Annotated in this window: 26 protein-coding genes; 14 read left to right on the top strand and 12 right to left on the bottom strand. The window is 60.5% G+C overall.

What is annotated here, in order from left to right; translation table 11 throughout:
- The first annotated feature begins 13 nt into the window (after positions 1 to 13).
- The gene (locus M5B98_RS21980) at positions 14 to 907 is read left to right on the top strand and encodes a ZIP family metal transporter (RefSeq protein ID WP_248743959.1); all 894 of its coding nucleotides are present in this window, start codon (positions 14 to 16) and stop codon (positions 905 to 907) included.
- A gap of 37 nt (positions 908 to 944) precedes the next feature.
- On the opposite strand, the gene M5B98_RS21975 is transcribed toward M5B98_RS21980, so the two are convergent.
- The 10 genes from M5B98_RS21975 to M5B98_RS21930 all read right to left on the bottom strand — a co-directional run bounded on the left by M5B98_RS21975 (position 945) and on the right by M5B98_RS21930 (position 7,971).
- Positions 945 to 1,220, bottom strand: a complete 276-nt coding sequence (locus tag M5B98_RS21975) for an HPr family phosphocarrier protein (RefSeq protein WP_085711786.1) — start codon at positions 1,218 to 1,220, stop codon at positions 945 to 947.
- Between the two features lie 15 nt (positions 1,221 to 1,235).
- On the bottom strand, positions 1,236 to 2,093 hold the full coding sequence (gene rapZ / locus M5B98_RS21970; protein ID WP_085711785.1) for an RNase adapter RapZ: 858 nt from the start codon (positions 2,091 to 2,093) through the stop codon (positions 1,236 to 1,238).
- 2 nt (positions 2,094 to 2,095) lie between these two features.
- Complete coding sequence (ptsN, locus tag M5B98_RS21965; RefSeq protein ID WP_085711784.1) at positions 2,096 to 2,560, bottom strand: PTS IIA-like nitrogen regulatory protein PtsN; 465 nt, start codon at positions 2,558 to 2,560, stop codon at positions 2,096 to 2,098.
- An 11-nt stretch (positions 2,561 to 2,571) separates the two neighbouring features.
- Entirely contained in the window at positions 2,572 to 2,880 is a 309-nt protein-coding gene (gene hpf / locus M5B98_RS21960) for a ribosome hibernation-promoting factor, HPF/YfiA family (RefSeq protein WP_007953578.1), read from the bottom strand.
- A 73-nt stretch (positions 2,881 to 2,953) separates the two neighbouring features.
- Positions 2,954 to 4,447: an RNA polymerase factor sigma-54 gene (locus M5B98_RS21955; RefSeq protein ID WP_248743958.1), complete on the bottom strand. Its 1,494-nt coding sequence runs from the start codon at positions 4,445 to 4,447 to the stop codon at positions 2,954 to 2,956.
- Positions 4,448 to 4,633: 186 nt separating this feature from the next.
- Positions 4,634 to 5,359, bottom strand: a complete 726-nt coding sequence (lptB, locus tag M5B98_RS21950) for an LPS export ABC transporter ATP-binding protein (protein ID WP_007953572.1) — start codon at positions 5,357 to 5,359, stop codon at positions 4,634 to 4,636.
- Positions 5,359 to 5,904 (bottom strand): lipopolysaccharide transport periplasmic protein LptA, encoded by a 546-nt coding sequence (lptA, locus tag M5B98_RS21945; RefSeq protein ID WP_248743957.1) that lies wholly within the window; start codon positions 5,902 to 5,904, stop codon positions 5,359 to 5,361. The genes lptB and lptA overlap by 1 nt, the downstream gene beginning before the upstream one ends.
- Entirely contained in the window at positions 5,891 to 6,463 is a 573-nt protein-coding gene (lptC, locus tag M5B98_RS21940; protein ID WP_119426705.1) for an LPS export ABC transporter periplasmic protein LptC, read from the bottom strand. The genes lptA and lptC overlap by 14 nt, the downstream gene beginning before the upstream one ends.
- An 8-nt stretch (positions 6,464 to 6,471) precedes the next feature.
- On the bottom strand, positions 6,472 to 6,996 hold the full coding sequence (locus M5B98_RS21935) for a KdsC family phosphatase (protein WP_236189814.1): 525 nt from the start codon (positions 6,994 to 6,996) through the stop codon (positions 6,472 to 6,474).
- Entirely contained in the window at positions 6,997 to 7,971 is a 975-nt protein-coding gene (locus M5B98_RS21930) for a KpsF/GutQ family sugar-phosphate isomerase (protein ID WP_085711780.1), read from the bottom strand.
- A gap of 275 nt (positions 7,972 to 8,246) precedes the next feature.
- Between M5B98_RS21930 and M5B98_RS21925 the strand changes: the two genes are divergently transcribed.
- The 10 genes from M5B98_RS21925 (at position 8,247) to hisC (ending at position 16,195) form a co-directional block, all read left to right on the top strand.
- Positions 8,247 to 9,056 carry an ATP-binding cassette domain-containing protein gene (locus tag M5B98_RS21925; protein WP_085711779.1) on the top strand — a complete coding sequence of 270 codons (810 nt, stop codon included), beginning with the start codon at positions 8,247 to 8,249 and terminating at the stop codon, positions 9,054 to 9,056.
- Positions 9,056 to 9,853 (top strand): lipid asymmetry maintenance ABC transporter permease subunit MlaE, encoded by a 798-nt coding sequence (gene mlaE, locus M5B98_RS21920; protein WP_114881430.1) that lies wholly within the window; start codon positions 9,056 to 9,058, stop codon positions 9,851 to 9,853. Before M5B98_RS21925 ends, mlaE begins: the two co-directional genes overlap by 1 nt.
- A complete protein-coding gene (gene mlaD / locus M5B98_RS21915) occupies positions 9,853 to 10,320 on the top strand; it encodes an outer membrane lipid asymmetry maintenance protein MlaD (protein ID WP_085711777.1) in 468 nt (155 codons plus the stop codon). The genes mlaE and mlaD overlap by 1 nt, the downstream gene beginning before the upstream one ends.
- Positions 10,321 to 10,331: 11 nt before the next feature.
- On the top strand, positions 10,332 to 10,982 hold the full coding sequence (locus tag M5B98_RS21910) for a phospholipid-binding protein MlaC (RefSeq protein WP_085711776.1): 651 nt from the start codon (positions 10,332 to 10,334) through the stop codon (positions 10,980 to 10,982).
- A complete protein-coding gene (locus tag M5B98_RS21905; RefSeq protein ID WP_085711775.1) occupies positions 10,979 to 11,284 on the top strand; it encodes a lipid asymmetry maintenance protein MlaB in 306 nt (101 codons plus the stop codon). Before M5B98_RS21910 ends, M5B98_RS21905 begins: the two co-directional genes overlap by 4 nt.
- A 115-nt stretch (positions 11,285 to 11,399) precedes the next feature.
- Entirely contained in the window at positions 11,400 to 11,639 is a 240-nt protein-coding gene (locus tag M5B98_RS21900) for a BolA family protein (RefSeq protein WP_007953556.1), read from the top strand.
- A gap of 22 nt (positions 11,640 to 11,661) precedes the next feature.
- Positions 11,662 to 12,927, top strand: coding sequence for a UDP-N-acetylglucosamine 1-carboxyvinyltransferase (gene murA / locus M5B98_RS21895; RefSeq protein ID WP_248743956.1), 1,266 nt, complete (start codon positions 11,662 to 11,664; stop codon positions 12,925 to 12,927).
- A gap of 127 nt (positions 12,928 to 13,054) precedes the next feature.
- Positions 13,055 to 13,690 (top strand): ATP phosphoribosyltransferase, encoded by a 636-nt coding sequence (gene hisG / locus M5B98_RS21890; protein WP_007953554.1) that lies wholly within the window; start codon positions 13,055 to 13,057, stop codon positions 13,688 to 13,690.
- 124 nt (positions 13,691 to 13,814) lie between these two features.
- The gene (hisD, locus tag M5B98_RS21885; protein WP_248743955.1) at positions 13,815 to 15,140 is read left to right on the top strand and encodes a histidinol dehydrogenase; all 1,326 of its coding nucleotides are present in this window, start codon (positions 13,815 to 13,817) and stop codon (positions 15,138 to 15,140) included.
- Between the two features lie 2 nt (positions 15,141 to 15,142).
- Complete coding sequence (gene hisC / locus M5B98_RS21880; protein ID WP_248743954.1) at positions 15,143 to 16,195, top strand: histidinol-phosphate transaminase; 1,053 nt, start codon at positions 15,143 to 15,145, stop codon at positions 16,193 to 16,195.
- 49 nt (positions 16,196 to 16,244) lie between these two features.
- On the opposite strand, the gene algW is transcribed toward hisC, so the two are convergent.
- Entirely contained in the window at positions 16,245 to 17,399 is a 1,155-nt protein-coding gene (gene algW / locus M5B98_RS21875; protein WP_085711771.1) for a Do family serine endopeptidase AlgW, read from the bottom strand.
- Positions 17,400 to 17,502: 103 nt separating this feature from the next.
- Between algW and M5B98_RS21870 the strand changes: the two genes are divergently transcribed.
- The 3 genes from M5B98_RS21870 to cysN all read left to right on the top strand — a co-directional run bounded on the left by M5B98_RS21870 (position 17,503) and on the right by cysN (position 21,236).
- Positions 17,503 to 18,261, top strand: coding sequence for a Nif3-like dinuclear metal center hexameric protein (locus M5B98_RS21870; RefSeq protein ID WP_248743953.1), 759 nt, complete (start codon positions 17,503 to 17,505; stop codon positions 18,259 to 18,261).
- A 149-nt stretch (positions 18,262 to 18,410) separates the two neighbouring features.
- On the top strand, positions 18,411 to 19,328 hold the full coding sequence (gene cysD, locus M5B98_RS21865; protein WP_007953546.1) for a sulfate adenylyltransferase subunit CysD: 918 nt from the start codon (positions 18,411 to 18,413) through the stop codon (positions 19,326 to 19,328).
- A gap of 9 nt (positions 19,329 to 19,337) precedes the next feature.
- Entirely contained in the window at positions 19,338 to 21,236 is a 1,899-nt protein-coding gene (gene cysN / locus M5B98_RS21860; RefSeq protein WP_248743952.1) for a sulfate adenylyltransferase subunit CysN, read from the top strand.
- Between the two features lie 542 nt (positions 21,237 to 21,778).
- Here cysN and M5B98_RS21855 read toward each other — a convergent pair.
- Positions 21,779 to 22,684, bottom strand: coding sequence for an acyltransferase (locus M5B98_RS21855; protein WP_007959087.1), 906 nt, complete (start codon positions 22,682 to 22,684; stop codon positions 21,779 to 21,781).
- Positions 22,685 to 22,686 lie beyond the last annotated feature (2 nt).

Genomic DNA, 22,686 nt, shown 5'->3' with positions numbered 1-22,686 from the left:
TCCAGGGCTGACTATGGGCACTGAAACACTGGCGATCGGAAGTGGGCGTATGTTTCGTTACGCATTCGGGTCGCTGCTGCTGTTGGCGGGCATGACCTTGCTGGTGGCTCACGGACTCGAATGGCTGAACCTGGAGCCGAAACTGTCCCGGGCATTACAGGGCGGTGCAATCTGCGCGCTCGGCACGGCACTCGGGGCGGTTCCGGTGCTGGTGATCCGCAACATGCCTCAGGCATTGGGCGACACTCTGCTGGGGTTTGGTGCCGGCGTGATGCTGGCGGCGACTGCTTTTTCGCTGATTGTGCCGGGGATTGCCGCCGCAGAAAGTCTTGGGCTGAGTCCTTGGGGCGCCAGTGGCCTGATCTGTTTCGGCATCATGCTCGGTGCTTTCGGTCTGTATCTGGTGGACCGCAAATTGTCCGGCGCTTCGCCGGAAATGCTCATCGGCACCGTCGAGCATCCGGTGATTCCCCCGCGGATCTGGCTGTTCGTGTTTGCCATCATTGCCCATAACATCCCGGAAGGCATGGCCGTCGGCGTCTCTGCGGGCGGCGGCATGCCGGACGCTGACAGCCTGGCGATGGGCATCGCCTTGCAGGATGTGCCGGAAGGGCTGGTGATTGCGCTGGTGTTGGCCGGGGCCGGGATGTCGCGGATCAAGGCGTTTCTGATCGGGGCGGCATCAGGTCTGGTCGAGCCGGTGTTCGCGCTGCTGTGTGCGTGGCTGGTCAGTCTGGCTGAATTGTTGTTGCCCCTCGGACTGGCGCTGGCGGCCGGGGCAATGTTGCTGGTGGTGACCCACGAAGTGATCCCGGAGTCGCGACGAAATGGTCACGACAAGCTGGCGAGCCTGGGATTGTTGATCGGCTTCTGCCTGATGATGGTGATGGATACAGCGCTGGGATAAGTGTGGCGAGAGACACATCTCTCGCCACAAAGGACTTTCAACCACCTTCGTCGAAGTAGTTGTTGATCAGTGCCACCAGAGCATCCATGGCTTCCTGTTCCTGATGTCCCTCGGTGCTCAGGTGGATTTTGGTGCCCTTGCCGGCAGCGAGCATCATCATCGCCATGATGCTTTTGCCATCTACCGTGGTTTCCGGGGTGCGACCCACTCTGATCGTGCAGTCGGGATACTGACCCGCCACGCCCACGAACTTTGCCGACGCCCGGGCATGCAGGCCCAGCTTGTTGATGATTTCGATTTCCAGAGCAGGCATCGCGGTGTGAATCCTTTAGCTGAGGTCGCGGTGGCGAACCTGAACGTTCTTCAGGGTTTTCTGCAGGGCCTGACCCAGGCGTTCGGTCAGGTAGACGGAACGGTGATGTCCGCCGGTGCAGCCAATGGCAATGGTCACGTAGGCACGGTTGCTCGCAGCGAAGCGCGGCAACCATTTGAATAGATACGCATAGATGTCCTGGAACATCTCTTCGACTTCCGGCTGTGCCGCCAGATATTCGGCCACCGGCTCATCGAGTCCGGATTGCGCACGTAGTTCCGGTTTCCAGTACGGGTTGGGCAGGCAGCGTACATCGAACACCAGATCCGCATCCACCGGCATGCCGCGTTTGAAACCGAACGACTCCACCAGAAACGCCGTACCGGGCTCCGGCTGGTTCAGCAGCCGCAGCTTGATGGTGTCGCGCAACTGATACAGGTTCAGATTGGTGGTATTGACCTTCAGGTCGGCCAGATCGGCGATCGGGCCCAGCAGGGCGGTTTCATCGTTGATGGCTTCAGCCAGCGAGCGATTGGCACTGCTCAGCGGGTGACGGCGACGGGTTTCCGAGAAGCGCTTGAGCAGGGTTTCTTCATCGGCATCCAGATACAGAACGTCGCACTGGATGTGCCGGTTGCGAACCTCTTCTAGCAACTCCGGAAAGCGCGAAAGGTGACTTGGCAGGTTGCGCGCATCGATCGATACCGCGACCAGTGGCTGAGACAGTTCCGTATGAATCAGGGCGCGTTCCGCCAGCTCCGGCAGCAAGCCGGCCGGCAGATTGTCGATGCAGTAGTAGCCGTTGTCCTCAAGGACATCCAGGGCCGTGCTTTTGCCCGAGCCGGAGCGGCCACTGACGATGATCAAGCGCATGTTTAGTGCCCGTTTTGCTCGTCCAGGACAACCTGATACAAGGCTTCGTTGGTGGTGGCGCGACGCAGCTTTTCGCGTACTTCCTTGCGATCGAGCATGCTGGCGATCTGGCGCAGCAGTTCCAGGTGTGCATCGGTGGCAGCTTCCGGGACCAGCAGCACGAACAGCAGGTCGACCGGTGCGCCATCGATGGCATCGAAATCGATAGGGGCTTCCAGGTGCATCAAGGCGCTGATGGGCGATTCACAACCCTTGAGGCGGCAATGGGGAATGGCGATGCCGTTGCCAAAACCGGTCGAACCGAGTTTTTCACGGGCAATCAGCGCCTCGAAGACATCTTGCATCTCCAGATCCGGTTTTTCCCGGGCGATCAGGTTGGCAATTTGTTCGAGGGCTTTCTTTTTACTGCCGCCCGGCACGTTCACCAGGGAACGGCCGGGGGTCAGGATGCTTTCAAGTCGGATCATGGGGGTGGGGGTTATCGACCGGTAGCGCCCTGAAGCAGGCTCTGGGTCTTTTCCTTATGCTTTTTGAGTTGTTTATCAAGCTTGTCGGTCAGCGCGTCGATCGCTGCGTACATGTCGGTATGTTCCGCGTTTGCGACGACCTCGTTGCCGGGAATATGCAGCGTGGCTTCGATTTTCTGCTTCAGCTTTTCGACGCACATCGTGACTTGCACGTTGGTGATCTTGTCGAAATGTCCCTCAAGCCTCTTGAGCTTCTGCTCAACGTATTCACGGAGAGGTTGGGTAACTTCCAGTTGGTGTCCACTGATGTTGACTTGCATACAGCTTCTCCTTCGTTGCCAGTGCATAAAGCGGCAGGCCGAAGAGCCTGCCACTGGAACGCTGTAACGTGGCTTACATCAACCGCTTGCGTTCGCTCGAAGGCGCGATCCCGAGGGATTCGCGGTACTTGGCGACGGTGCGGCGAGCCACCTGAATGCCTTGTGCCTCCAGTAAACCAGCGATCTTGCTGTCACTCAACGGCTTTTTCTGATTTTCCGCGGCGACCAGTTTCTTGATGATCGCGCGGATCGCCGTGGACGAGCATTCGCCGCCTTCGGAGGTACTGACGTGGCTGGAGAAAAAGTATTTCAGTTCATAGATGCCCCGGGGGGTATGCATGAATTTCTGCGTGGTCACCCGGGAAATCGTCGACTCGTGCATACCTACTGCCTCGGCGATGTCATGCAGCACGAGTGGCTTCATCGCTTCGTCGCCGTACTCCAGGAAGCCGCGCTGATGCTCGACGATCTGGGTGGCCACTTTCATCAGGGTTTCGTTGCGGCTCTGCAGACTCTTGATGAACCAGCGGGCTTCCTGCAACTGATTGCGCATGAAGGTATTGTCGGCGCTGGTGTCGGCGCGACGCACGAAACCGGCGTATTGAGCGTTGACCCGCAGGCGCGGCACCGATTCCTGGTTCAGCTCGACCAGCCAGCGCTCGTTGTCCTTGCGCACAATGACGTCAGGCACCACGTATTCGGCTTCGGTGGATTCGATCTGCGAGCCGGGGCGCGGGTTGAGGCTCTGGACCAGTTCGATGACCTGGCGCAGTTCATCTTCCTTGAGCTTCATGCGGCGCATCAGCTGGCTGTAGTCGCGGCTGCCGAGCAAGTCGATGTAATCGGTGACCAGACGCTTGGCTTCGGCCAGCCAAGGGGTCTTGGCCGACAGCTGGCGCAATTGCAGCAGCAGGCATTCGCCCAGGGTGCGTGCGCCAATGCCGGCGGGTTCGAATTGCTGGATGCGGTGCAGGACGGCTTCGATCTCGTCCAGCTCGATGTCGAGCTCCGGATCGAAGGCGTCGAGGATTTCTTCGAGGGTTTCGTCGAGGTAGCCCTGATTGTTGATGCAATCGATCAGGGTCACGGCGATCAGGCGATCGGTGTCGGACATCGGCGCCAGATTCAGCTGCCACAGCAGGTGGCTTTGCAGGCTTTCGCCGGCGGAGGTGCGGGTGGTGAAATCCCACTCGTCGTCATCGCTGCTCGGCAGGCTGCTGGCGCTGGTCTGGTAGACGTCTTCCCAGGCGGTGTCGACAGGCAGTTCGTTGGGGATTCGCTCGTTCCATTCGCCGTCCTCGAGATTGTCGACCGTCGGCGCGGTTTCCTGGTAGGAGGGTTCCTGGATCTCGGTATTGGGCTTCTGTTCGGCGTTGTCGGCCAGCGGGTCGGAATTGTCGAAGTCGTCGCCGTCTTCCTGGCGTTCGAGCATCGGATTGGATTCCAGAGCCTCCTGGATTTCCTGTTGCAGATCCAGGGTCGACAATTGGAGCAGGCGGATGGCCTGTTGCAGCTGCGGTGTCATCGTCAGCTGCTGGCCCATTCTCAAGACTAGCGATGGTTTCATGGCAGGGGCTTAACACCTTATTCGCCGGCGCTATGCGCCATCCACTACAGGGCGCCGAGGCGCCAAACTTAAGCAAATTATATGCCTGAAACTGTCGTGTTTGCCTAGAGCGCTGTAACAATAAAAGCGTATAAAAATGCGCTTCAACGTTACAGCACCCGGACGGCTGATCGAACGCTGTCGCGCTTACAGGCGGAACTCGTGACCCAGATACACTTCCTTCACCAGATCGTTGGCGAGGATGGTCGCGGAGTCGCCTTCGGCGATCAGTTGGCCGTCATTGACGATGTACGCCGTTTCGCAGATGTCCAGCGTCTCGCGGACGTTGTGGTCGGTGATCAGTACACCGATGCCCTTGGCCTTGAGATGGTGAATGATCTGCTTGATGTCGCCCACGGAGATCGGGTCGACACCGGCGAACGGTTCGTCGAGCAAGATGAATTTCGGTGCGGTGGCCAGTGCGCGGGCGATTTCCACCCGGCGACGCTCGCCACCGGACAGGCTCATGCCGAGGTTGTCGCGGATGTGGCTGATGTGGAATTCCTGCAGCAGGCTTTCCAGCTCCTTGCGACGGCCGGCCTTGTCGAGCTCCTGGCGGGTCTCGAGGATGGCCATGATGTTGTCGGCCACCGACAGCTTGCGGAAGATCGAGGCTTCCTGCGGCAGATAGCCGATACCGGCCTTGGCGCGACCATGCATCGGCTGGTGGCTGACGTCCAGGTCGTCGATCAGGACGCGGCCCTGATCGGCCTGCACCAGGCCGACGATCATGTAGAAGCAGGTGGTCTTGCCGGCGCCGTTGGGGCCGAGCAGGCCGACGATCTGACCGCTGTCGATCGACAGGCTGACGTCACGCACGACCTGGCGGCTTTTATAGGCCTTGGCCAGGTGCTGAGCTTTCAGGGTTGCCATTACTGGGTTTTCTCGTCGGTTTTCTTCTTCGGCTGGATCACCATGTCGATGCGCGGACGCGTTTCGGTGACCTTGTTGCCGGTAGCGCGACCGGCGCTGGCGAGTTTTTTCACCGTGTCATAGACGATCTTCTCGCCCTGAGTGGTGTTGTTGTCCTTGTCGACGACCTTGGCCTTGTCGATCAGTACGACACGGTTTTGCTGCGCGTGGTACTGAATGGTCACGCCCCAGCCCTGGACGGGTTTCTTGTCGCCAGCGGTCTGCAGTTGTTCGAAATAGGCCAGGTTGCCTACCGAAGTCACCACGTCGATCTCGCCGGCCGGGTTGCGTGTCAGCGTTACGGTGTCGCCTTTGACGATCATCGAACCCTGGGTGATGATCACCGCGCCTTTGTAAGTGGCAACGCCATTTTTGTCGTCCAGCTGGGCATCGTCGGCCTGAATGCGGATTGGCTGCTCCTGATCGTTCGGCAGAGCCCAGGCGCTCACGCTTCCCAGTGCTGCGCCCAGACTGAGCAAAATAGGGAGGGTTTTAACGAGCCTCATACTGTCCTCTTACGTTCGATAGCAGGTGTATCCTGCTTTCCTTCAAATACGCTTTCATTCCCACGCCGGTCGATACACCGCCAGCGCCGTCGATTCTAACGGGTTGCTGGGTCTGCGCATATTGCTGCTGAGGGAACACCGTCATTCGGGTGCTGGTGATCAGGGTGTCGCGTTTCTTTTCATCGGTGCGCTTGACGCGAACCGAGTCGATCAGCTCGACCTCGGTGCCGCCGGAGTTCACTTCACCGCGCTCGCTGGTCACGTGCCACGGGAAGTCTGTGCCGCGATACATGTTCAGGTCGGGTTTGGTGACCAGTGTAATGTCGGTCGCCTTGACGTGCTCGGCCTTGTCGGAGGTCATTTCGTACTGCACCTTGCCGTCTTCCAGGTATTGCAAGGTGTGAGTGTTGGTCGCGTACCAGTCGATCGGGCTCTCTTCTGCCGAGACAGGAGGCTTGTCGAGGAAGCGTTCCGGGCTGATGTTCCAGTAGCCGACCGCGCCGAAAATGGCGGCGATGCAACCGAACAGCAGGATGTTGCGAAACTTTTTGCTAAACATGGTTTGACTCACAGGTACGCGTTGTTGGCGGCATCGAGGCTGCCTTGGGCGCGCAGGATCAGTTCGCAGAATTCACGGGCGGCGCCCTCGCCACCGCGGGCCTGGGTAACGCCATGGGCATGCTCGCGCACAAAGGGGGCCGCGTTGGCCACCGCCATGCCAAGTCCCACCCGTCGGATCACCGGCAGATCGGGCAGGTCGTCACCGAGATAGGCGACCTGTTCATAGCTTAGGCCCAGTTGCTCGAGAAGGCTGTCGAGGACGACGAGTTTGTCTTCACGGCCCTGAAACAGGTGCGGAATCCCCAGGTTCTTCGCCCGACGCTCGACCACCGGGGTCTTGCGACCGCTGATGATGGCAGTCTGTACGCCCGCATTCATCAGCATCTTGATGCCCTGGCCGTCGAGTGTATTGAAAGTCTTGAACTCGCTGCCGTCTTCAAGGAAGTACAGGCGCCCGTCGGTGAGGACGCCGTCGACGTCGAAAACCGCCAGTTTGATGGCTTTGCCGCGTTGCAGCAGATCGGTGCTCATTTACATCACTCCTGCGCGCAGCAGGTCGGAGAGGTTGAAGGCACCGATCGGGCGATCGTCCTCATCCACGACGACAAGCGCGTTGATTCGATGGTCTTCCATGATTTTCAGGGCCTCGGCGGCCAGCATTTCGGCGCGGGCGGTCTTGCCGTGTACGGTCATCACCTGGTCGATGGTCGCGCTGTGGATATCGATGCTGCGATCCAGTGTGCGGCGCAGGTCGCCGTCGGTGAAGATCCCGGCAAGTTTGCCGTCGGCCTCGAGAATGACGGTCATGCCCAGGCCCTTGCGGGTCATTTCCATCAGTGCGTCCTTGAGCAGGGTGCCGCGTTGAACCTGCGGCAGCTCTTGACCTGCGTGCATGACGTTTTCCACTTTCAGCAGCAGGCGTCGACCGAGTGCGCCGCCCGGGTGGGAAAAGGCGAAGTCTTCGGCGGTGAAACCGCGGGCTTCCAGCAGCGCCACGGCGAGGGCATCGCCCATGACCAGTGCGGCAGTGGTCGAGGAAGTCGGCGCCAGGTTCAGCGGGCAGGCTTCGTGCTCGACGTGAACGTTGAGATTGACCTCCGCCGCTTTTGCCAGAGGCGATTGCGGGTTGCCGGTCACGCTGATCAACTGGATGCCCAGGCGTTTGATCAACGGCAGCAGGGTGACGATTTCGTTGGTGGAGCCGGAATTCGACAGGGCCAGGATCACGTCGTCACGGGTGATCATGCCCATGTCGCCATGACTGGCCTCGGCCGGATGTACGAAAAACGCCGGGGTGCCGGTGCTGGCCAGGGTCGCGGCAATCTTGTTGCCGATGTGCCCGGACTTGCCCATGCCGACCACCACTACACGGCCCTTGCTGGCCAGAATCATCTCGCAAGCGCGTACGAAATCGGCGTCGATATGGGGCAACAAGCCTTGTACGGCTTCCACTTCGAGGCGGATGGTGCGTTGTGCCGATTGAATCAGGTCGCTGGTTTGGCTCATGTCAGAAATCGTATAGCCCGATGAAAAGGCGGCGATTATAGCGGTTATGTTGAAAAGCCTCACGCAAGTTCGTCGTGCTTTGTCATTCCCGGTTACTAAAACCCTTTTATAGAAGCCTCGGGCCTGTCATATCGCTGAACGTGGCCGGGGAGAGGCCTTGGGCGCTTGCCCATTGCAGTGATATAGTTCGCCGCCAGTTCGGCCTGCCCGGGATGTAGGGGCTTTCTCCAGAAAGCCAGGCGTCCGAGTGAGAGGCTGCATCGCAAGGAGTTTAGATGAGTGCCGATAACGCCTACGCGGTCGAGCTGAAGGGAGTCTCCTTCAAGCGCGGTGCGCGGAGCATTTTCAATAACGTCGATATCCGCATCCCGCGCGGCAAGGTCACCGGTATCATGGGGCCTTCCGGGTGTGGCAAGACCACGCTGCTGCGCCTGATGGGTGCCCAGTTGCGGCCATCGCAGGGCGAGGTCTGGGTCAACGGCCAGAACCTGCCGAAGCTGTCGCGCAGCGATCTGTTCGATGCGCGCAAGCACATGGGCGTGCTGTTTCAGAGCGGCGCGCTGTTCACCGATCTCGATGTGTTCGAGAACGTCGCCTTTCCCCTGCGCGTTCATACCCAGCTGCCGGAAGAAATGATCCGCGACATCGTGCTGCTCAAATTGCAGGCGGTCGGTCTGCGGGGCGCCATCGAGTTGATGCCCGATGAGCTGTCCGGCGGCATGAAACGCCGCGTGGCTCTGGCCCGGGCGATTGCGCTTGATCCGCAGATTCTCATGTACGACGAACCGTTCGTCGGCCAGGACCCGATCGCCATGGGCGTTCTGGTGCGCCTGATCCGCCTGCTCAACGATGCGTTGGGGATCACCAGTATCGTGGTTTCCCACGATCTCGCCGAAACCGCGAGCATTGCCGATTACATCTATGTGGTGGGCGATGGTCAGGTGCTGGGGCAGGGTACGCCGGACGAGTTGATGAACTCGGATGAGCCGCGTATCCGTCAGTTCATGACCGGCGATCCCGATGGTCCGGTTCCGTATCACTTTCCAGCGACGGATTACCGCGCAGATCTTCTGGGGAAACGTTGATGCGCAGAATCTCATTAATAGAACGCGTACGTCGGTTCGGCGAATCGGCTATCGATGCCGTCGCGGTATTCGGACGGGCGACGCTGTTCCTGTTTCATGCCCTGCTGGGGCGTGGTGGCATAGGCGGCGGTTTCGGCCTGCTGGTCAAGCAACTGCATTCGGTCGGCGTGATGTCGCTGGTGATTATCGTCGTTTCGGGGATATTCATCGGCATGGTGCTGGCGCTGCAGGGGTTCAACATCCTGTCGAGCTATGGCTCGGAGCAGGCGGTGGGGCAGATGGTTGCCTTGACCTTGCTGCGTGAGCTGGGCCCGGTGGTGACGGCGCTGCTGTTCGCCGGTCGTGCCGGTTCGGCGCTGACGGCGGAAATCGGCAACATGAAGTCCACCGAGCAGTTGTCCAGCCTGGAAATGATCGGTGTCGATCCGCTCAAGTACATCATTGCCCCGCGTCTGTGGGCCGGTTTCATTTCCCTGCCGGTGCTGGCGATGATCTTCAGCGTGGTCGGCATCTGGGGCGGTTCCTGGGTCGCGGTCGACTGGCTGGGCGTCTATGAAGGCTCCTACTGGGCGAACATGCAGAACAGCGTGAACTTCTCCAGCGACGTGCTCAACGGCGTGATCAAAAGTATTGTTTTCGCCTTTGTCGTGACCTGGATCGCCGTATTCCAAGGCTATGACTGTGAGCCCACTTCCGAGGGAATCAGTCGTGCCACCACCAAGACCGTAGTATTCGCCTCGCTGGCAGTGCTCGGCCTGGACTTTATTCTGACCGCTTTGATGTTTGGAGATTTCTGATGCAAAACCGCACCCTGGAAATCGGTGTCGGCCTGTTCCTGCTGGCAGGGATCCTGGCCTTGTTGCTGCTGGCCCTGCGGGTCAGTGGCCTGTCTCCGACTTCGACTACTGATACCTACAAGCTGTATGCCTACTTCGACAATATCGCCGGTCTGACGGTCAGAGCCAAAGTGACCATGGCCGGTGTGACCATCGGCAAGGTCACGGCGATCGATCTGGACCGCGACAGCTTTACCGGCCGGGTGACCCTGCTGGTGGATAAAAAGGTCGACAACCTGCCGACCGACTCCACAGCGTCTATCCTGACCGCTGGCCTGTTGGGCGAGAAGTACATCGGCATCAGCGTGGGCGGGGAAGAAACCCGGCTCAAGGATGGTGGAACCATTCACGACACCCAGTCGTCTCTGGTGCTGGAAGACCTGATCGGTAAATTCCTGCTCAATACCGTTAGCAAAGACGCCAAATGAGGAGCTTTTGAATGATCTCTACCTTGCGACGTGGCCTGTTGGTGTTGCTCGCGACACTGCCACTGCTGGCGAACGCTGCGCCCGGCCAGTCGGCGCACGATCTGGTCCAGGACACCACCAACCGGATGCTCGCCGATCTGGCGGCCAATAAAGAGAAGTACAAGCAGGACCCGCAGGACTTCTACACCGCGCTGAATACCATTGTGGGTCCGGTAGTGGATGCCGAAGGCATTTCCAAAAGCATCATGACGGTCAAGTACTCGCGCAAGGCCACCCCGGCGCAGATGCAGACCTTCCAGGAAAACTTCAAGCGTGGCCTGTTCCAGTTCTATGGCAACGCCTTGCTGGAATACAACAACCAGGGCATCACCGTCGATGCGCCGAAGGATGAGTCGGGCGACCGCACCAGCGTCGGCATGACCGTCAAGGGCAACAACGGCGCGATCTATCCGGTTCAGTACACGCTGGAGAAGATCAACGGCGAGTGGAAGCTGCGCAACGTGATCATCAACGGCATCAACATCGGCAAACTGTTCCGTGACCAGTTCGCCGACGCGATGCAGCGCAACGGCAACGACCTGGACAAGACCATCAACGGCTGGGCCGGCGAAGTGGCCAAGGCCAAGCAGACCGCCGAGAAACAAGAGAAGCCTGCCCAATGACCGAATCGGCCATTCGTCTGGACGAAGCCAGTCAGCTTCAGCTCACCGGTGTGCTGGATTACCGCACCGGTCCCGGCCTTCGGGAACAGGGCCGGGCGCTGATCAAGTCGTGCAATGCCCCGGCATTGGTGATCGATTGTTCGGCGGTGGAAAAGTCCAGCAGCGTCGGTCTGTCGTTGCTGCTGTGCTTCATTCGCGATGCGAAAGCCGCCGGCAAGGCGGTCAGCATCCGCGGGATGCCGGAAGACATGCGTGAAATTGCTCAGGTCAGCGAGCTGACCGAGCTGTTGGCGCAACCCTGAACCCGCATCTATAAAGAAGCCCCCCGTCAGAGTCCTGCGCAGCGGGGTTCGCAGGCGCGGGGCTTTTTTGTATGATGTCCGACCCGTGCGCACAGGGCGCCGATTGAGGTTGAGCATGCAGGCCGTAGAAGTGAAGAGCTTCCTTGAAGGAAAGCTGCCAGGAACGCAGGTGGAAGTCGAAGGCGAAGGCTGCAACTTTCAGCTGAACGTGATTAGTGATGAACTGGCGGCGTTGAGCCCGGTCAAGCGTCAGCAAAGCATCTATGCCCATTTGAACCCTTGGATCGCCGATGGCAGCATCCACGCGGTCACTATGAAATTTTTCAGCAGCGCGGCCTGGGCCGAGCGCACCTGAGCCCTAGGGCGTCGAGATTGTTATGGATAAATTGATTATTACCGGTGGCGCTCGTCTTGATGGCGAGATCCGCATCTCCGGGGCGAAAAACTCCGCCCTGCCGATCCTGGCCGCCACTCTGCTGTGCGATGGCCCGGTCACCGTCGGCAACCTGCCGCACCTGCACGACATCACCACCATGATCGAGCTGTTCGGCCGCATGGGCATCGAGCCTGTGATCGACGAGAAGCTCAGCGTCGAAATCGACCCGCGCACCATCAAGACCCTGGTCGCTCCGTACGAGCTGGTGAAAACCATGCGTGCGTCGATCCTGGTGCTTGGCCCGATGGTCGCCCGTTTCGGTGAAGCCGAAGTCGCGCTGCCTGGCGGCTGCGCCATCGGCTCGCGTCCGGTTGACCTGCACATCCGCGGCCTCGAAGCCATGGGTGCGATCATCGACGTCGAAGGTGGCTACATCAAGGCCAAGGCGCCTGAAGGCGGCCTGCGCGGTGCGCACTTCTTCTTCGATACCGTCAGCGTGACCGGTACCGAAAACATCATGATGGCCGCTGCTCTGGCCAAGGGTCGCAGCGTGCTGCAGAACGCCGCCCGCGAACCTGAAGTGGTCGACCTGGCGAACTTCCTGAACGCCATGGGCGCCAAGGTTTCCGGCGCCGGTACCGACACCATCACCATCGATGGCGTCGAGCGACTGGGTTCGGCCTTCTACAAGGTCATGCCTGACCGTATCGAAACCGGCACCTACCTGGTGGCCGCTGCGGTCACCGGCGGTCGCGTGAAGGTCAAGGACACTGATCCGACCATCCTCGAAGCGGTTCTGGAAAAGCTCCGTGAAGCCGGTGCAGAAATCACCACCGGTGAAGACTGGATCGAGCTGAACATGCACGGCAAGCGCCCGAAAGCAGTCAACGTGCGCACCGCGCCGTACCCGGCGTTCCCGACCGACATGCAGGCGCAGTTCATTTCGCTCAACGCCATCGCCGAAGGCACTGGTGCTGTGATCGAGACGATCTTCGAAAACCGTTTCATGCACGTCTACGAACTGCACCGCATGGGCGCCAGGATCCAGGTCGAAGGCAACACCGCCATCGTCACCGGCACTGAAATCCTCAAGGGCGCGCCAGTGATGGCGACCGACCTGCGGGCTTCTGCCAGCCTGGTGATCTCGGCCCTGATGGCCGAAGGCGATACCCTGATCGACCGCATCTACCACATCGACCGTGGTTACGAGTGCATCGAGGAAAAACTGCAGATGCTGGGCGCCAAAATCCGTCGCGTTCCGGGCTAGTCGCTGCATCGGGACACAGGGAAGTGTCCGTTGAATTCGTTTTGATCGGGGGTGGTGACGCCCTCGATGTATGTCCGGCGCCGATTGCGACCGGACATGAGTACCTTGATAAGGACTGACGTTTCCCATGTTGACCATCGCACTGTCCAAGGGCCGCATCCTTGACGACACACTGCCGCTTCTCGCCGAAGCGGGCATCGTGCCGACCGAGAATCCGGACAAAAGCCGCAAGCTGATCATTCCTACGACCCAGGAAGACGTACGCCTGTTGATCGTGCGTGCCACCGACGTGCCGACCTATGTCGAGCATGGCGCGGCCGACCTCGGCGTTGCCGGTAAAGACGTGCTGATGGAATACACAGGGCAAGGCCTGTACGAGCCGCTGGACCTGCAGATCGCCCAGTGCAAGCTGATGACCGCCGGCAAGGTCGGCGCGGTCGAGCCCAAGGGCCGTCTGCGCGTTGCGACCAAATTCGTCAACGTTGCCAAGCGTTACTACGCCGAGCAGGGCCGTCAGGTCGACATCATCAAGCTGTACGGCTCGATGGAGCTGGCGCCACTGATTGGCCTGGCCGACAAGATCATCGACGTGGTCGACACCGGCAACACTCTGCGTGCCAACGGTCTCGAACCCCAGGAACTGATCGCCACGATCAGCTCGCGTCTGGTGGTCAATAAAGCTTCGATGAAAATGCAACACGCCCGAATCCAGGCGTTGATCGACACACTGCGCAAGGCAGTGGAGTCTCGACACCGCGGCTGATGTACCTGCGCGACGTTAAGTCGCGCCCGTCTATCCGCCTCATAGCCAGAATCTCAGGTGCCCAAGCGGATCGAATGGTAGTTTCGGGCGCCTGAGTTTTTGCCATTCCTATGAGGCTCTCGCTATGACCGCACCGACTGCAATTCGCCGACTCAACGCTGCTGACCCGGATTTCGCGCATCATCTGGATCATCTGCTGAGCTGGGAAAGTGTGTCTGACGACTCGGTCAATCAGCGGGTGCTGGACATCATCAAGGCTGTGCGCGAGCGCGGTGACGCGGCGCTGGTCGAGTTCACCCAGAAATTCGACGGCCTCGAAGTCGCCTCGATGGCGGACCTGATCCTGCCGCGCGAGCGTCTGGAACTGGCTCTGACCCGTATCACCGTGCCGCAGCGCGAAGCGCTGGAAAAAGCCGCCGCCCGGGTGCGCAGCTACCACGAAAAACAGAAGCAGGACTCCTGGAGCTACACCGAAGCCGACGGCACGGTGCTGGGCCAGAAAGTCACGCCGCTGGACCGCGCCGGTCTGTATGTGCCGGGCGGCAAGGCGTCGTACCCTTCGTCTGTCTTGATGAACGCGATTCCGGCCAAGGTTGCCGGTGTCACTGAAGTGGTGATGGTGGTGCCGACCCCGCGTGGCGAGGTCAACGAGCTGGTGCTGGCGGCGGCATGCATCGCTGGTGTTGACCGGGTGTTCACCATCGGTGGCGCCCAAGCGGTTGCAGCACTGGCCTACGGTACTGAAAGCGTGCCGCAGGTGGACAAGGTCGTCGGTCCGGGCAACATCTATGTGGCGACTGCCAAGCGCCACGTGTTCGGTCAGGTCGGCATCGACATGATCGCCGGCCCGTCGGAAATCCTCGTGGTGTGCGACGGCAAGACCGATCCGGACTGGATCGCCATGGACCTGTTCTCCCAGGCCGAGCACGACGAAGACGCCCAGGCGATTCTGGTCAGCCCGGACGCCGAGTTCCTCGACAAGGTCGCCGCGAGCATCGACAAACTGCTGCCGACCATGGATCGCGCGACCATCATCGAAACCTCGATCAATGGCCGTGGCGCCCTGATTCACGTGCGTGATATGGCTCAGGCCATCGAGGTTGCCAACCGCATCGCACCGGAACACCTTGAACTGTCGGTCGCCGATCCGCAGGCCTGGCTGCCGCAGATTCGCCACGCCGGCGCGATCTTCATGGGGCGCCACACCTCCGAAGCGCTGGGCGACTACTGCGCAGGTCCGAACCACGTGCTGCCGACGTCCGGCACCGCGCGTTTCTCCTCGCCGCTTGGCGTGTACGACTTCCAGAAACGCTCGTCGATCATCTTCTGCTCCGAGGCCGGTGCTTCGGAACTGGGCAAGACCGCATCGATCCTGGCCCGTGGCGAATCGCTGAGCGCCCACGCTCGCAGCGCCGAATACCGCATCAAAGACGAAGTGAAGGGGAACTGAACATGAGTAAATTCTGGAGCCCGTTCGTCAAGGATCTGGTGCCTTACGTGCCGGGCGAGCAGCCGAAGCTGACCCGCCTGGTCAAACTCAACACCAACGAAAACCCGTACGGCCCGTCGCCAAAAGCCCTGGCGGCGATGCAGACCGAACTCAACGACAACCTGCGTCTGTATCCGGATCCGAACAGCGATCTGCTGAAAAACGCCGTCGCCAACTACTACGGCGTGCAGAGCAGTCAGGTGTTCCTCGGCAACGGTTCGGACGAAGTGCTGGCGCACATTTTCCACGGTCTGCTGCAGCATGATCAGCCGCTGCTGTTTCCGGACATCAGCTACAGCTTCTATCCGGTCTACTGCGGCCTGTACGGCATCAAGTTCGACGCGGTGCCGCTGGATGCGCAGTTCCGCATCAACCCGGCGGACTACGCCAAACCGAACGGCGGGATCATCTTCCCTAACCCGAACGCGCCGACCGGTTGCCTGCTGGCGCTGGAGGCGGTCGAGCAGATCCTCAAGGCCAGCCCGGATTCGGTGGTGGTGGTCGACGAGGCCTACATCGACTTCGGCGGCGAAACCGCGATCAGTCTGGTGGACCGTTATCCGAATCTGCTGGTGACCCAGACTCTGTCCAAGTCCCGTTCGCTGGCGGGCCTGCGGGTCGGTCTGGCGGTCGGCCATCCGGACCTGATCGAGGCGCTGGAGCGGATCAAGAACAGCTTCAACTCCTACCCGCTGGATCGCATGGCCAATGTCGGCGCGGCGGCAGCGTTCGAGGACCGCGAATACTTCGACAAGACCTGTGCACTGGTCATCGAGAGTCGCGAATGGGTGGTTGCGCAGTTGCAGGCCAAAGGCTTTGAAGTGCTGCCGTCAGCGGCCAACTTCATCTTCGCCCGGCATCCGCAACATGATGCGGCAGGGCTGGCGGCCAAACTGCGTGAGCAGGGTGTGATCGTGCGCCACTTCAAGCAGGAACGGATTGCCCAGTTCCTGCGGATCTCGATCGGTACGCCGGAGCAGAATCAGGCGTTGATCGACGGTCTCGGCGACCTGTGACTGGCCGATAAAAAGATGGGAGCGAATGTGCTCCCATCTTTTTTTGTACTTACTCTTCTTCTTTCACTGGCGCCGGTGGCGGACGCAGACCGATCTCGGCGGTCAGCTTCAGCTCCTTGCCATTGCGCATCACCTGAATCGTGACCTTGTCGGTCGGCTTGATCCGCGCCACCTGGTTCATCGACTTGCGGCCATCGCCGGCCGGTTCGCCGTCGATGCTGAGGATCACGTCACCCAGTTGCAGGCCGGCCTTCTGTGCCGGGCCGTCGCGGAAAATCCCCGCCACCACGATTCCCGGACGCCCGGACAGACCAAACGACTCGGCCAGTTCCTGAGTCAGCGGTTGCACCTCGATCCCCAGCCAGCCACGAATCACCTGACCGTGCTCGATGATCGACTTCATCACTTCCATTGCCAGCTTCACCGGGATCGCGAAGCCGATGCCCTGGGAGCCGCCCGACTTGGAGAAAATCGCCGTGTTGATGCCGGTGAGGTTGCCGTTGGCATCAACCAGTGCGCCGCCGGAGTTGCCCGGGTTGATCGCCGCGTCGGTCTGGATGAAGTCTTCGTAGTTGTTCAGGCCCAACTGGTTGCGGCCGGTGGCGCTGATGATGCCCATGGTCACGGTCTGGCCGACCCCGAACGGGTTGCCGATGGCCAGTGCGACGTCGCCGATGCGGATGTTGTCGGAGCGACCGACGGTGATCGCCGGCAGGTTTTTCAGGTCGATCTTCAGGACTGCCAGATCGGTTTCCGGGTCGCTGCCGATCACCCGGGCCAGGGTTTCACGGCCATCCTTGAGCGCCACGACGATCTGGTCGGCGCCGGTGGTGACGTGGTTGTTGGTCAGGATGTAGCCTTCCGGGCTCATGATCACGCCGGAGCCGAGGCTCGACTCCATGCGCTTCTGTTTCGGCGAGTTGTCACCGAAGAAGCGGCGGAACTGCGGATCCTCGAACAGCGGATGCGCCGGTTTGTTGATGACTTTGGTGGTGTAGAGGTTGACCACCGACGGTGCGGCAATCACCACCGCATCGGCGTAGGACACCGGCCCCTGTTGCACGCTGGTGGTCTGCGGAGCCTGTTGCAGGTTGACGTCGAGGCTCGGAAGCCCGACCCACTGCGGGTAACGCTGAATAATCAACAGAGCGATAAGCACACCGGCCAACAGCGGCCAGCCGAAAAAACGCAGCGCCTTGAGCATTAAGCACGTCCTGGAAAAGTTGCAGGCGGGGTCAGACCGCCCATAATGTCGCGCATTATACGAGGCCGCGCGCGCCTCTGAACGGGATTTTCAGGAGTCTTTCATGGCCGTTGCCCTCAGTACCCTGGTCGAAGAAGCCGACCGCTACCTCGGCAGTGCGAAAATTGCCGATTATTGCCCCAACGGCCTGCAGGTCGAGGGCCGTCCGCAGGTGATGCGCATCGTCAGCGGCGTCACCGCCAGCCAGGCATTGCTCGATGCCGCCGTCGAAGCCGAGGCCGATCTGGTGCTGGTGCATCACGGTTACTTCTGGAAGGGCGAGAATCCGTGCATCACCGGCATGAAGCAGCGCCGCTTGAAGACCCTGCTCAAACACGACATCAGTCTGCTGGCCTATCACCTGCCGCTGGATCTGCACCCGGACGTCGGCAACAACGTGCAACTGGCCCGGCAGCTCGACATCACTGTCGAAGGGCCGCTGGCCCCGGACAACCTGAAGATCGTCGGGCTGGTCGGCTCCCTGGATGAACCGGTGACCGCCCGCGACTTCGCCCGTCGCGTGCAGGAACGCATGGGCCGTGAGCCGCTGCTGATCGAAGGCAGCGCGATGATCCGCCGGGTCGGCTGGTGCACCGGCGGCGGCCAGGGTTACATCGACAACGCCATTGCCGCCGGCGTCGATCTGTTCATCAGTGGCGAGGCCTCCGAGCAGACGTTCCACAGTGCCCGGGAAAACGACATCAGCTTCATCGCTGCCGGCCACCACGCCACCGAACGCTACGGTGTGCAGGCGTTGGGCGATTATCTGGCGAAGCGGTTTGCCCTGGAACACATCTTCATCGACTGCCCGAATCCGATCTGACTTTCCCCTGAAAGCACCCGAACGGGCGGGCATATTCATATGCTCTTTCGTTCTAGTCCGCGCCCTGATTAGAAGAAGGGCGCTGTGCTAGGATTCCCCGCTCGAACACGGCCCGCTGGCCGTTCATAAGAAAGCTTTCGTGAGTAGCCATGGTCGACAAACTGACGCATCTGAAACAGCTGGAGGCGGAAAGCATCCACATCATCCGCGAGGTGGCCGCCGAGTTCGACAACCCGGTGATGCTGTACTCCATCGGTAAAGACTCCGCCGTGATGCTGCATCTGGCACGCAAGGCGTTCTTCCCGGGCAAACTGCCGTTTCCGGTGATGCACGTCGACACCCGCTGGAAATTCCAGGAGATGTACAAGTTCCGCGACAAGATGGTCGAAGAGCTGGGCCTGGACCTGATCACCCACGTCAACCCGGATGGCGTTGCGCAGGGCATCAACCCGTTCACCCACGGCAGCGCCAAACACACCGACATCATGAAGACCGAGGGCCTGAAGCAGGCACTCGACAAGCATGGTTTCGACGCCGCCTTCGGCGGTGCCCGTCGCGATGAAGAGAAGTCCCGCGCCAAGGAGCGCGTCTACTCGTTCCGCGACAGCAAGCACCGCTGGGATCCGAAGAACCAGCGTCCGGAGCTGTGGAACGTCTACAACGGCAAGGTCAACAAGGGCGAATCCATCCGTGTGTTCCCGCTGTCGAACTGGACCGAACTGGACATCTGGCAGTACATCTACCTCGAAGGCATCCCGATCGTGCCGCTGTACTTCGCCGCCGAACGCGAAGTGATCGAGAAGAACGGCACGCTGATCATGATCGACGACGAGCGCATCCTCGAGCACCTGTCCGACGAAGACAAAGCGCGCATCGTCAAAAAGAAAGTGCGTTTCCGTACCCTTGGCTGCTACCCGTTGACGGGCGCGGTGGAGTCCGAGGCCGAAAGCCTGACGGACATCATTCAGGAAATGCTCCTGACGCGAACTTCCGAGCGCCAGGGCCGGGTCATCGACCACGATGGCGCAGGCTCGATGGAAGACAAGAAACGTCAAGGCTATTTCTAAGGGGCTGTCATGTCGCACGCATCTGATTTGATCAGCGAGGACATCCTCGCCTACCTGGGCCAGCACGAACGTAAAGAGCTGCTGCGCTTTTTGACCTGCGGTAACGTCGATGACGGCAAGAGCACCCTGATCGGGCGCCTGCTGCACGACTCGAAGATGATCTACGAAGATCACCTCGAAGCCATTACCCGCGATTCGAAGAAAGTCGGCACCACCGGTGACGACATCGACCTGGCATTGCTGGTCGACGGCCTGCAGGCCGAGCGCGAGCAGGGCATCACCATCGATGTCGCCTACCGCTATTTCTCCACCGCCAAGCGCAAATTCATCATCGCCGACACCCCCGGCCATGAGCAGTACACCCGCAACATGGCCACCGGTGCGTCCACCTGTGACCTGGCGATCATCCTGGTCGACGCCCGTTACGGCGTGCAGACCCAGACCCGTCGCCACAGCTTCATCGCCTCGTTGCTGGGCATCAAGCACATCGTCGTCGCCATCAACAAGATGGACCTCAAGGGCTTCGATCAGGGCGTGTTCGAGTCGATCAAGGCCGACTACCTGAAGTTCGCCGAAGGCTTGAAGATGAAGCCGACGAGCATGCACTTCGTGCCGATGTCCGCCCTGAAGGGCGACAACGTGGTGAACAAGTCCGAGCGTTCGCCGTGGTATACCGGCCAGTCGCTGATGGAAATCCTCGAGACCGTGGAAGTGGCGGGCGACCGCAACTTCACCGATCTGCGTTTCCCGGTGCAGTACGTCAACCGTCCGAATCTGAACTTCCGCGGTTTCGCCGGCACCCTGGCCAGCGGCATCGTCAAGAAAGGCGACGAGGTCGTGGTCCTGCCGTCGGGCAAGAGCAGCCGCGTGAAATCCATCGTCACCTTTGAAGGTGAGCTGGAACATGCAGGCCCTGGCCAAGCTGTAACGTTGACCATGGAAGACGAGATCGACATCTCCCGTGGCGACCTGCTGGTACACGCCGACAACGTTCCGCCGGTGACCGACAGCTTCGAAGCGATGCTGGTGTGGATGGCTGAAGAGCCGATGCTGCCGGGCAAGAAATACGACATCAAGCGCGCCACCAGTTACGTGCCGGGCTCCATCGCCAGCATCGTCAACAAGGTCGACGTCAACACCCTCGAAGAAGGCCCGGCGAGCGCGTTGCAGCTCAACGAAATCGGCAAGGTGAAGATCGCGCTCGATGCGCCGATCGCCCTCGACGGTTACGACAGCAACCGCACCACCGGCGCATTCATCGTCATCGACCGTTTGACCAATGGCACCGTCGGCGCCGGCATGATCGTCGCCCAGCCGCTGGCTCATGGCACGGCCACCCATCACGGCAAACTGGCTCATGTAGCGACTACCGAGCGCGCCCAGCGTTTCGGTCAGCAACCGGCCACCGTGCTGTTCAGCGGCCTGTCGGGCGCGGGTAAAAGCACGCTGGCGTACGCGGTCGAGCGCAAGCTGTTCGACATGGGGCGTGCGGTGTTTGTACTCGATGGCCAGAACCTGCGTCACGACCTCAACAAAGGCCTGCCGCAGGATCGCGCCGGTCGCACCGAGAACTGGCGTCGTGCCGCGCATGTGGCGCGTCAGTTCAACGAAGCCGGCCTGCTGACGCTTGCTGCATTCGTCGCGCCGAGTGCCGAAGGTCGTGAACAGGCCAGGGACCTGATCGGCAAGGAGCGTCTGCTGACGGTCTATGTCCAGGCCTCGCCAACTGTTTGCGCCGAGCGTGATCCGCAAGGTTTGTACGCGGCGGGTGGCGATAACATTCCGGGTGAGTCCTTCCCGTATGACGTGCCGCTGGATGCTGATCTGGTGATCGATACCCAGTCGCTGTCGCTGGAAGAGGGTGTGAAGCAAGTGCTGGATCTGCTGCGCAAGCGTGGCGCGATTTAAGCGTTAGCTGCCAATGAAAAGCCCGTCGATGAGTGATCATCGGCGGGCTTTTCTTTTGTGGTTGGCCTGCTGGCGGTGGCGGCCTTTGGGCCGGCCAGGCTCCTGGGGTTTGGGTGAATATCCGTTTATGCGGGTGTTGCCGCTGACGGTTCCGCTCTTACAGCGGGTCACTTTTTACAAGCGCCTAAAAAGTAACCAAAAACGCTGGGCCCCGGCGTTCGGCACCTCGCTTTGGCTCGGTGTTCCCTCGTTACGGGACTCATCCGGGGGCATCGCCTACGGTTTGCTTCGCTGCACCTCCTCTCGATGTGTTTGGCTTCGCCAAACGGTCGCTGCGCTCCCACCCCCGGATAAATCCCTCCACTCAGCCTGCCGACGGGGCCGGCACGTCAAAAGCGGTACTCGAGCTAACGCTCATCGTGTTGAGTGGTGGGAAGCGAAAAGCCAAAAGCTAAAAGCGAACTGCTTTTCTGTGGGAGCCAGCCTGCTGGCGATGGCGGCCTGACAGCCGGCCTGTTCTGTCGGGGGCTCCCTCAGTTGGATCAGCGTTGGTTCGGATACTCGCGGTGCATCTGCTCCAGCAATGCATCCTTGTCCTGCCACAGCTGGTTGATCCAGCCCTGGAATTGCAGGCGGTACTCGCCGTCCTGGTCGTAGTTCTTGCCGATGAACTGTGGCGGGATTTTCAGTTCTTCAAAATGCACCACCACGTCCCGTACGTTACCGCACAGCAGATCCCAGAAGCCTGGGCGCCCGCCCGGGTAGTGGATGGTCACGTTGACGATCGATTCCAGTTGTTCACCCATCGCATCCAGCACGAATGCAATGCCGCCGGCCTTGGGTTTGAGCAGGTATTTGAACGGTGATTGCTGCTGCGCGTGCTTGCCTTCGGTGAAGCGTGTGCCTTCGACGAAGTTGAAGATGCCCACCGGGTTGTCGCGGAATTTCGCGCAGGTCTTGCGGGTGGTTTCCAGGTCTTTGCCTTTCTTTTCCGGGTGCTTCTCCAGATACGCTTTCGAGTAGCGTTTCATGAACGGAAAGCCCAGCGTCCACCACGCCAGGCCAATCACCGGGACCCAGATCAACTCCTGCTTGAGGAAGAACTTCAGCGGCTGGATGCGACGGTTGAGCACGTATTGCAGTACCAGAATGTCGACCCAGCTCTGGTGGTTGCTAGTGATCAGGTACGAGTGTTGATAGTCCAGGCCTTGCAGGCCGCTGAGGTGCCAGCGGGTGCGGCGCACCAGGTTCATCCAGCCTTTGTTGTTGCTGATCCAGGCTTCGTGGGTGTGGCTCATCAGCCAGCGCGAGGCGCGGCGTGCGAGGTCGAATGGCAGCACTTTGATCAGCGCCACGAGAAACAGGAACGAGCACAGCAGGATCGTGTTCAGCGCCAACAGCAGCGCGGCGATCACGCCGCGCAGGGTGGCAGGGAGAAAAGCCAGCATCG

Source organism: Pseudomonas sp. MWU12-3088, from assembly GCF_023242405.1.
Taxonomy (GTDB): Bacteria; Pseudomonadota; Gammaproteobacteria; order Pseudomonadales; family Pseudomonadaceae; genus Aquipseudomonas; species Aquipseudomonas kribbensis.
Note: the sequence above shows the minus strand (reverse complement) of the source record. Positions and strands in the feature narration are given on the sequence as shown.

Excerpts from the sequence above, each read along its gene's own strand:
- rapZ (WP_085711785.1), bottom strand. The coding sequence starts at position 2,093 with ATGCGCTTGATCATCGTCAGTGGCCGCTCCGGCTCGGGCAAAAGCACG.
- mlaD (WP_085711777.1), top strand. The coding sequence starts at position 9,853 with ATGCAAAACCGCACCCTGGAAATCGGTGTCGGCCTGTTCCTGCTGGCA.
- lptA (WP_248743957.1), bottom strand. The coding sequence starts at position 5,904 with ATGAGGCTCGTTAAAACCCTCCCTATTTTGCTCAGTCTGGGCGCAGCA.
- M5B98_RS21955 (WP_248743958.1), bottom strand. The coding sequence starts at position 4,447 with ATGAAACCATCGCTAGTCTTGAGAATGGGCCAGCAGCTGACGATGACA.
- cysN (WP_248743952.1), top strand. The coding sequence starts at position 19,338 with ATGTCGCACGCATCTGATTTGATCAGCGAGGACATCCTCGCCTACCTG.
- M5B98_RS21975 (WP_085711786.1), bottom strand. The coding sequence starts at position 1,220 with ATGCCTGCTCTGGAAATCGAAATCATCAACAAGCTGGGCCTGCATGCC.
- hisD (WP_248743955.1), top strand. The coding sequence starts at position 13,815 with ATGACCGCACCGACTGCAATTCGCCGACTCAACGCTGCTGACCCGGAT.
- hisG (WP_007953554.1), top strand. The coding sequence starts at position 13,055 with ATGTTGACCATCGCACTGTCCAAGGGCCGCATCCTTGACGACACACTG.
- hisC (WP_248743954.1), top strand. The coding sequence starts at position 15,143 with ATGAGTAAATTCTGGAGCCCGTTCGTCAAGGATCTGGTGCCTTACGTG.
- murA (WP_248743956.1), top strand. The coding sequence starts at position 11,662 with ATGGATAAATTGATTATTACCGGTGGCGCTCGTCTTGATGGCGAGATC.
- M5B98_RS21980 (WP_248743959.1), top strand. The coding sequence starts at position 14 with ATGGGCACTGAAACACTGGCGATCGGAAGTGGGCGTATGTTTCGTTAC.
- M5B98_RS21855 (WP_007959087.1), bottom strand. The coding sequence starts at position 22,684 with ATGCTGGCTTTTCTCCCTGCCACCCTGCGCGGCGTGATCGCCGCGCTG.
- M5B98_RS21925 (WP_085711779.1), top strand. The coding sequence starts at position 8,247 with ATGAGTGCCGATAACGCCTACGCGGTCGAGCTGAAGGGAGTCTCCTTC.
- M5B98_RS21905 (WP_085711775.1), top strand. The coding sequence starts at position 10,979 with ATGACCGAATCGGCCATTCGTCTGGACGAAGCCAGTCAGCTTCAGCTC.
- M5B98_RS21930 (WP_085711780.1), bottom strand. The coding sequence starts at position 7,971 with ATGAGCCAAACCAGCGACCTGATTCAATCGGCACAACGCACCATCCGC.
- M5B98_RS21870 (WP_248743953.1), top strand. The coding sequence starts at position 17,503 with ATGGCCGTTGCCCTCAGTACCCTGGTCGAAGAAGCCGACCGCTACCTC.
- mlaE (WP_114881430.1), top strand. The coding sequence starts at position 9,056 with ATGCGCAGAATCTCATTAATAGAACGCGTACGTCGGTTCGGCGAATCG.
- cysD (WP_007953546.1), top strand. The coding sequence starts at position 18,411 with ATGGTCGACAAACTGACGCATCTGAAACAGCTGGAGGCGGAAAGCATC.
- hpf (WP_007953578.1), bottom strand. The coding sequence starts at position 2,880 with ATGCAAGTCAACATCAGTGGACACCAACTGGAAGTTACCCAACCTCTC.
- algW (WP_085711771.1), bottom strand. The coding sequence starts at position 17,399 with ATGCTCAAGGCGCTGCGTTTTTTCGGCTGGCCGCTGTTGGCCGGTGTG.
- M5B98_RS21900 (WP_007953556.1), top strand. The coding sequence starts at position 11,400 with ATGCAGGCCGTAGAAGTGAAGAGCTTCCTTGAAGGAAAGCTGCCAGGA.
- ptsN (WP_085711784.1), bottom strand. The coding sequence starts at position 2,560 with ATGATCCGACTTGAAAGCATCCTGACCCCCGGCCGTTCCCTGGTGAAC.
- M5B98_RS21935 (WP_236189814.1), bottom strand. The coding sequence starts at position 6,996 with ATGAGCACCGATCTGCTGCAACGCGGCAAAGCCATCAAACTGGCGGTT.
- M5B98_RS21910 (WP_085711776.1), top strand. The coding sequence starts at position 10,332 with ATGATCTCTACCTTGCGACGTGGCCTGTTGGTGTTGCTCGCGACACTG.
- lptC (WP_119426705.1), bottom strand. The coding sequence starts at position 6,463 with ATGTTTAGCAAAAAGTTTCGCAACATCCTGCTGTTCGGTTGCATCGCC.
- lptB (WP_007953572.1), bottom strand. The coding sequence starts at position 5,359 with ATGGCAACCCTGAAAGCTCAGCACCTGGCCAAGGCCTATAAAAGCCGC.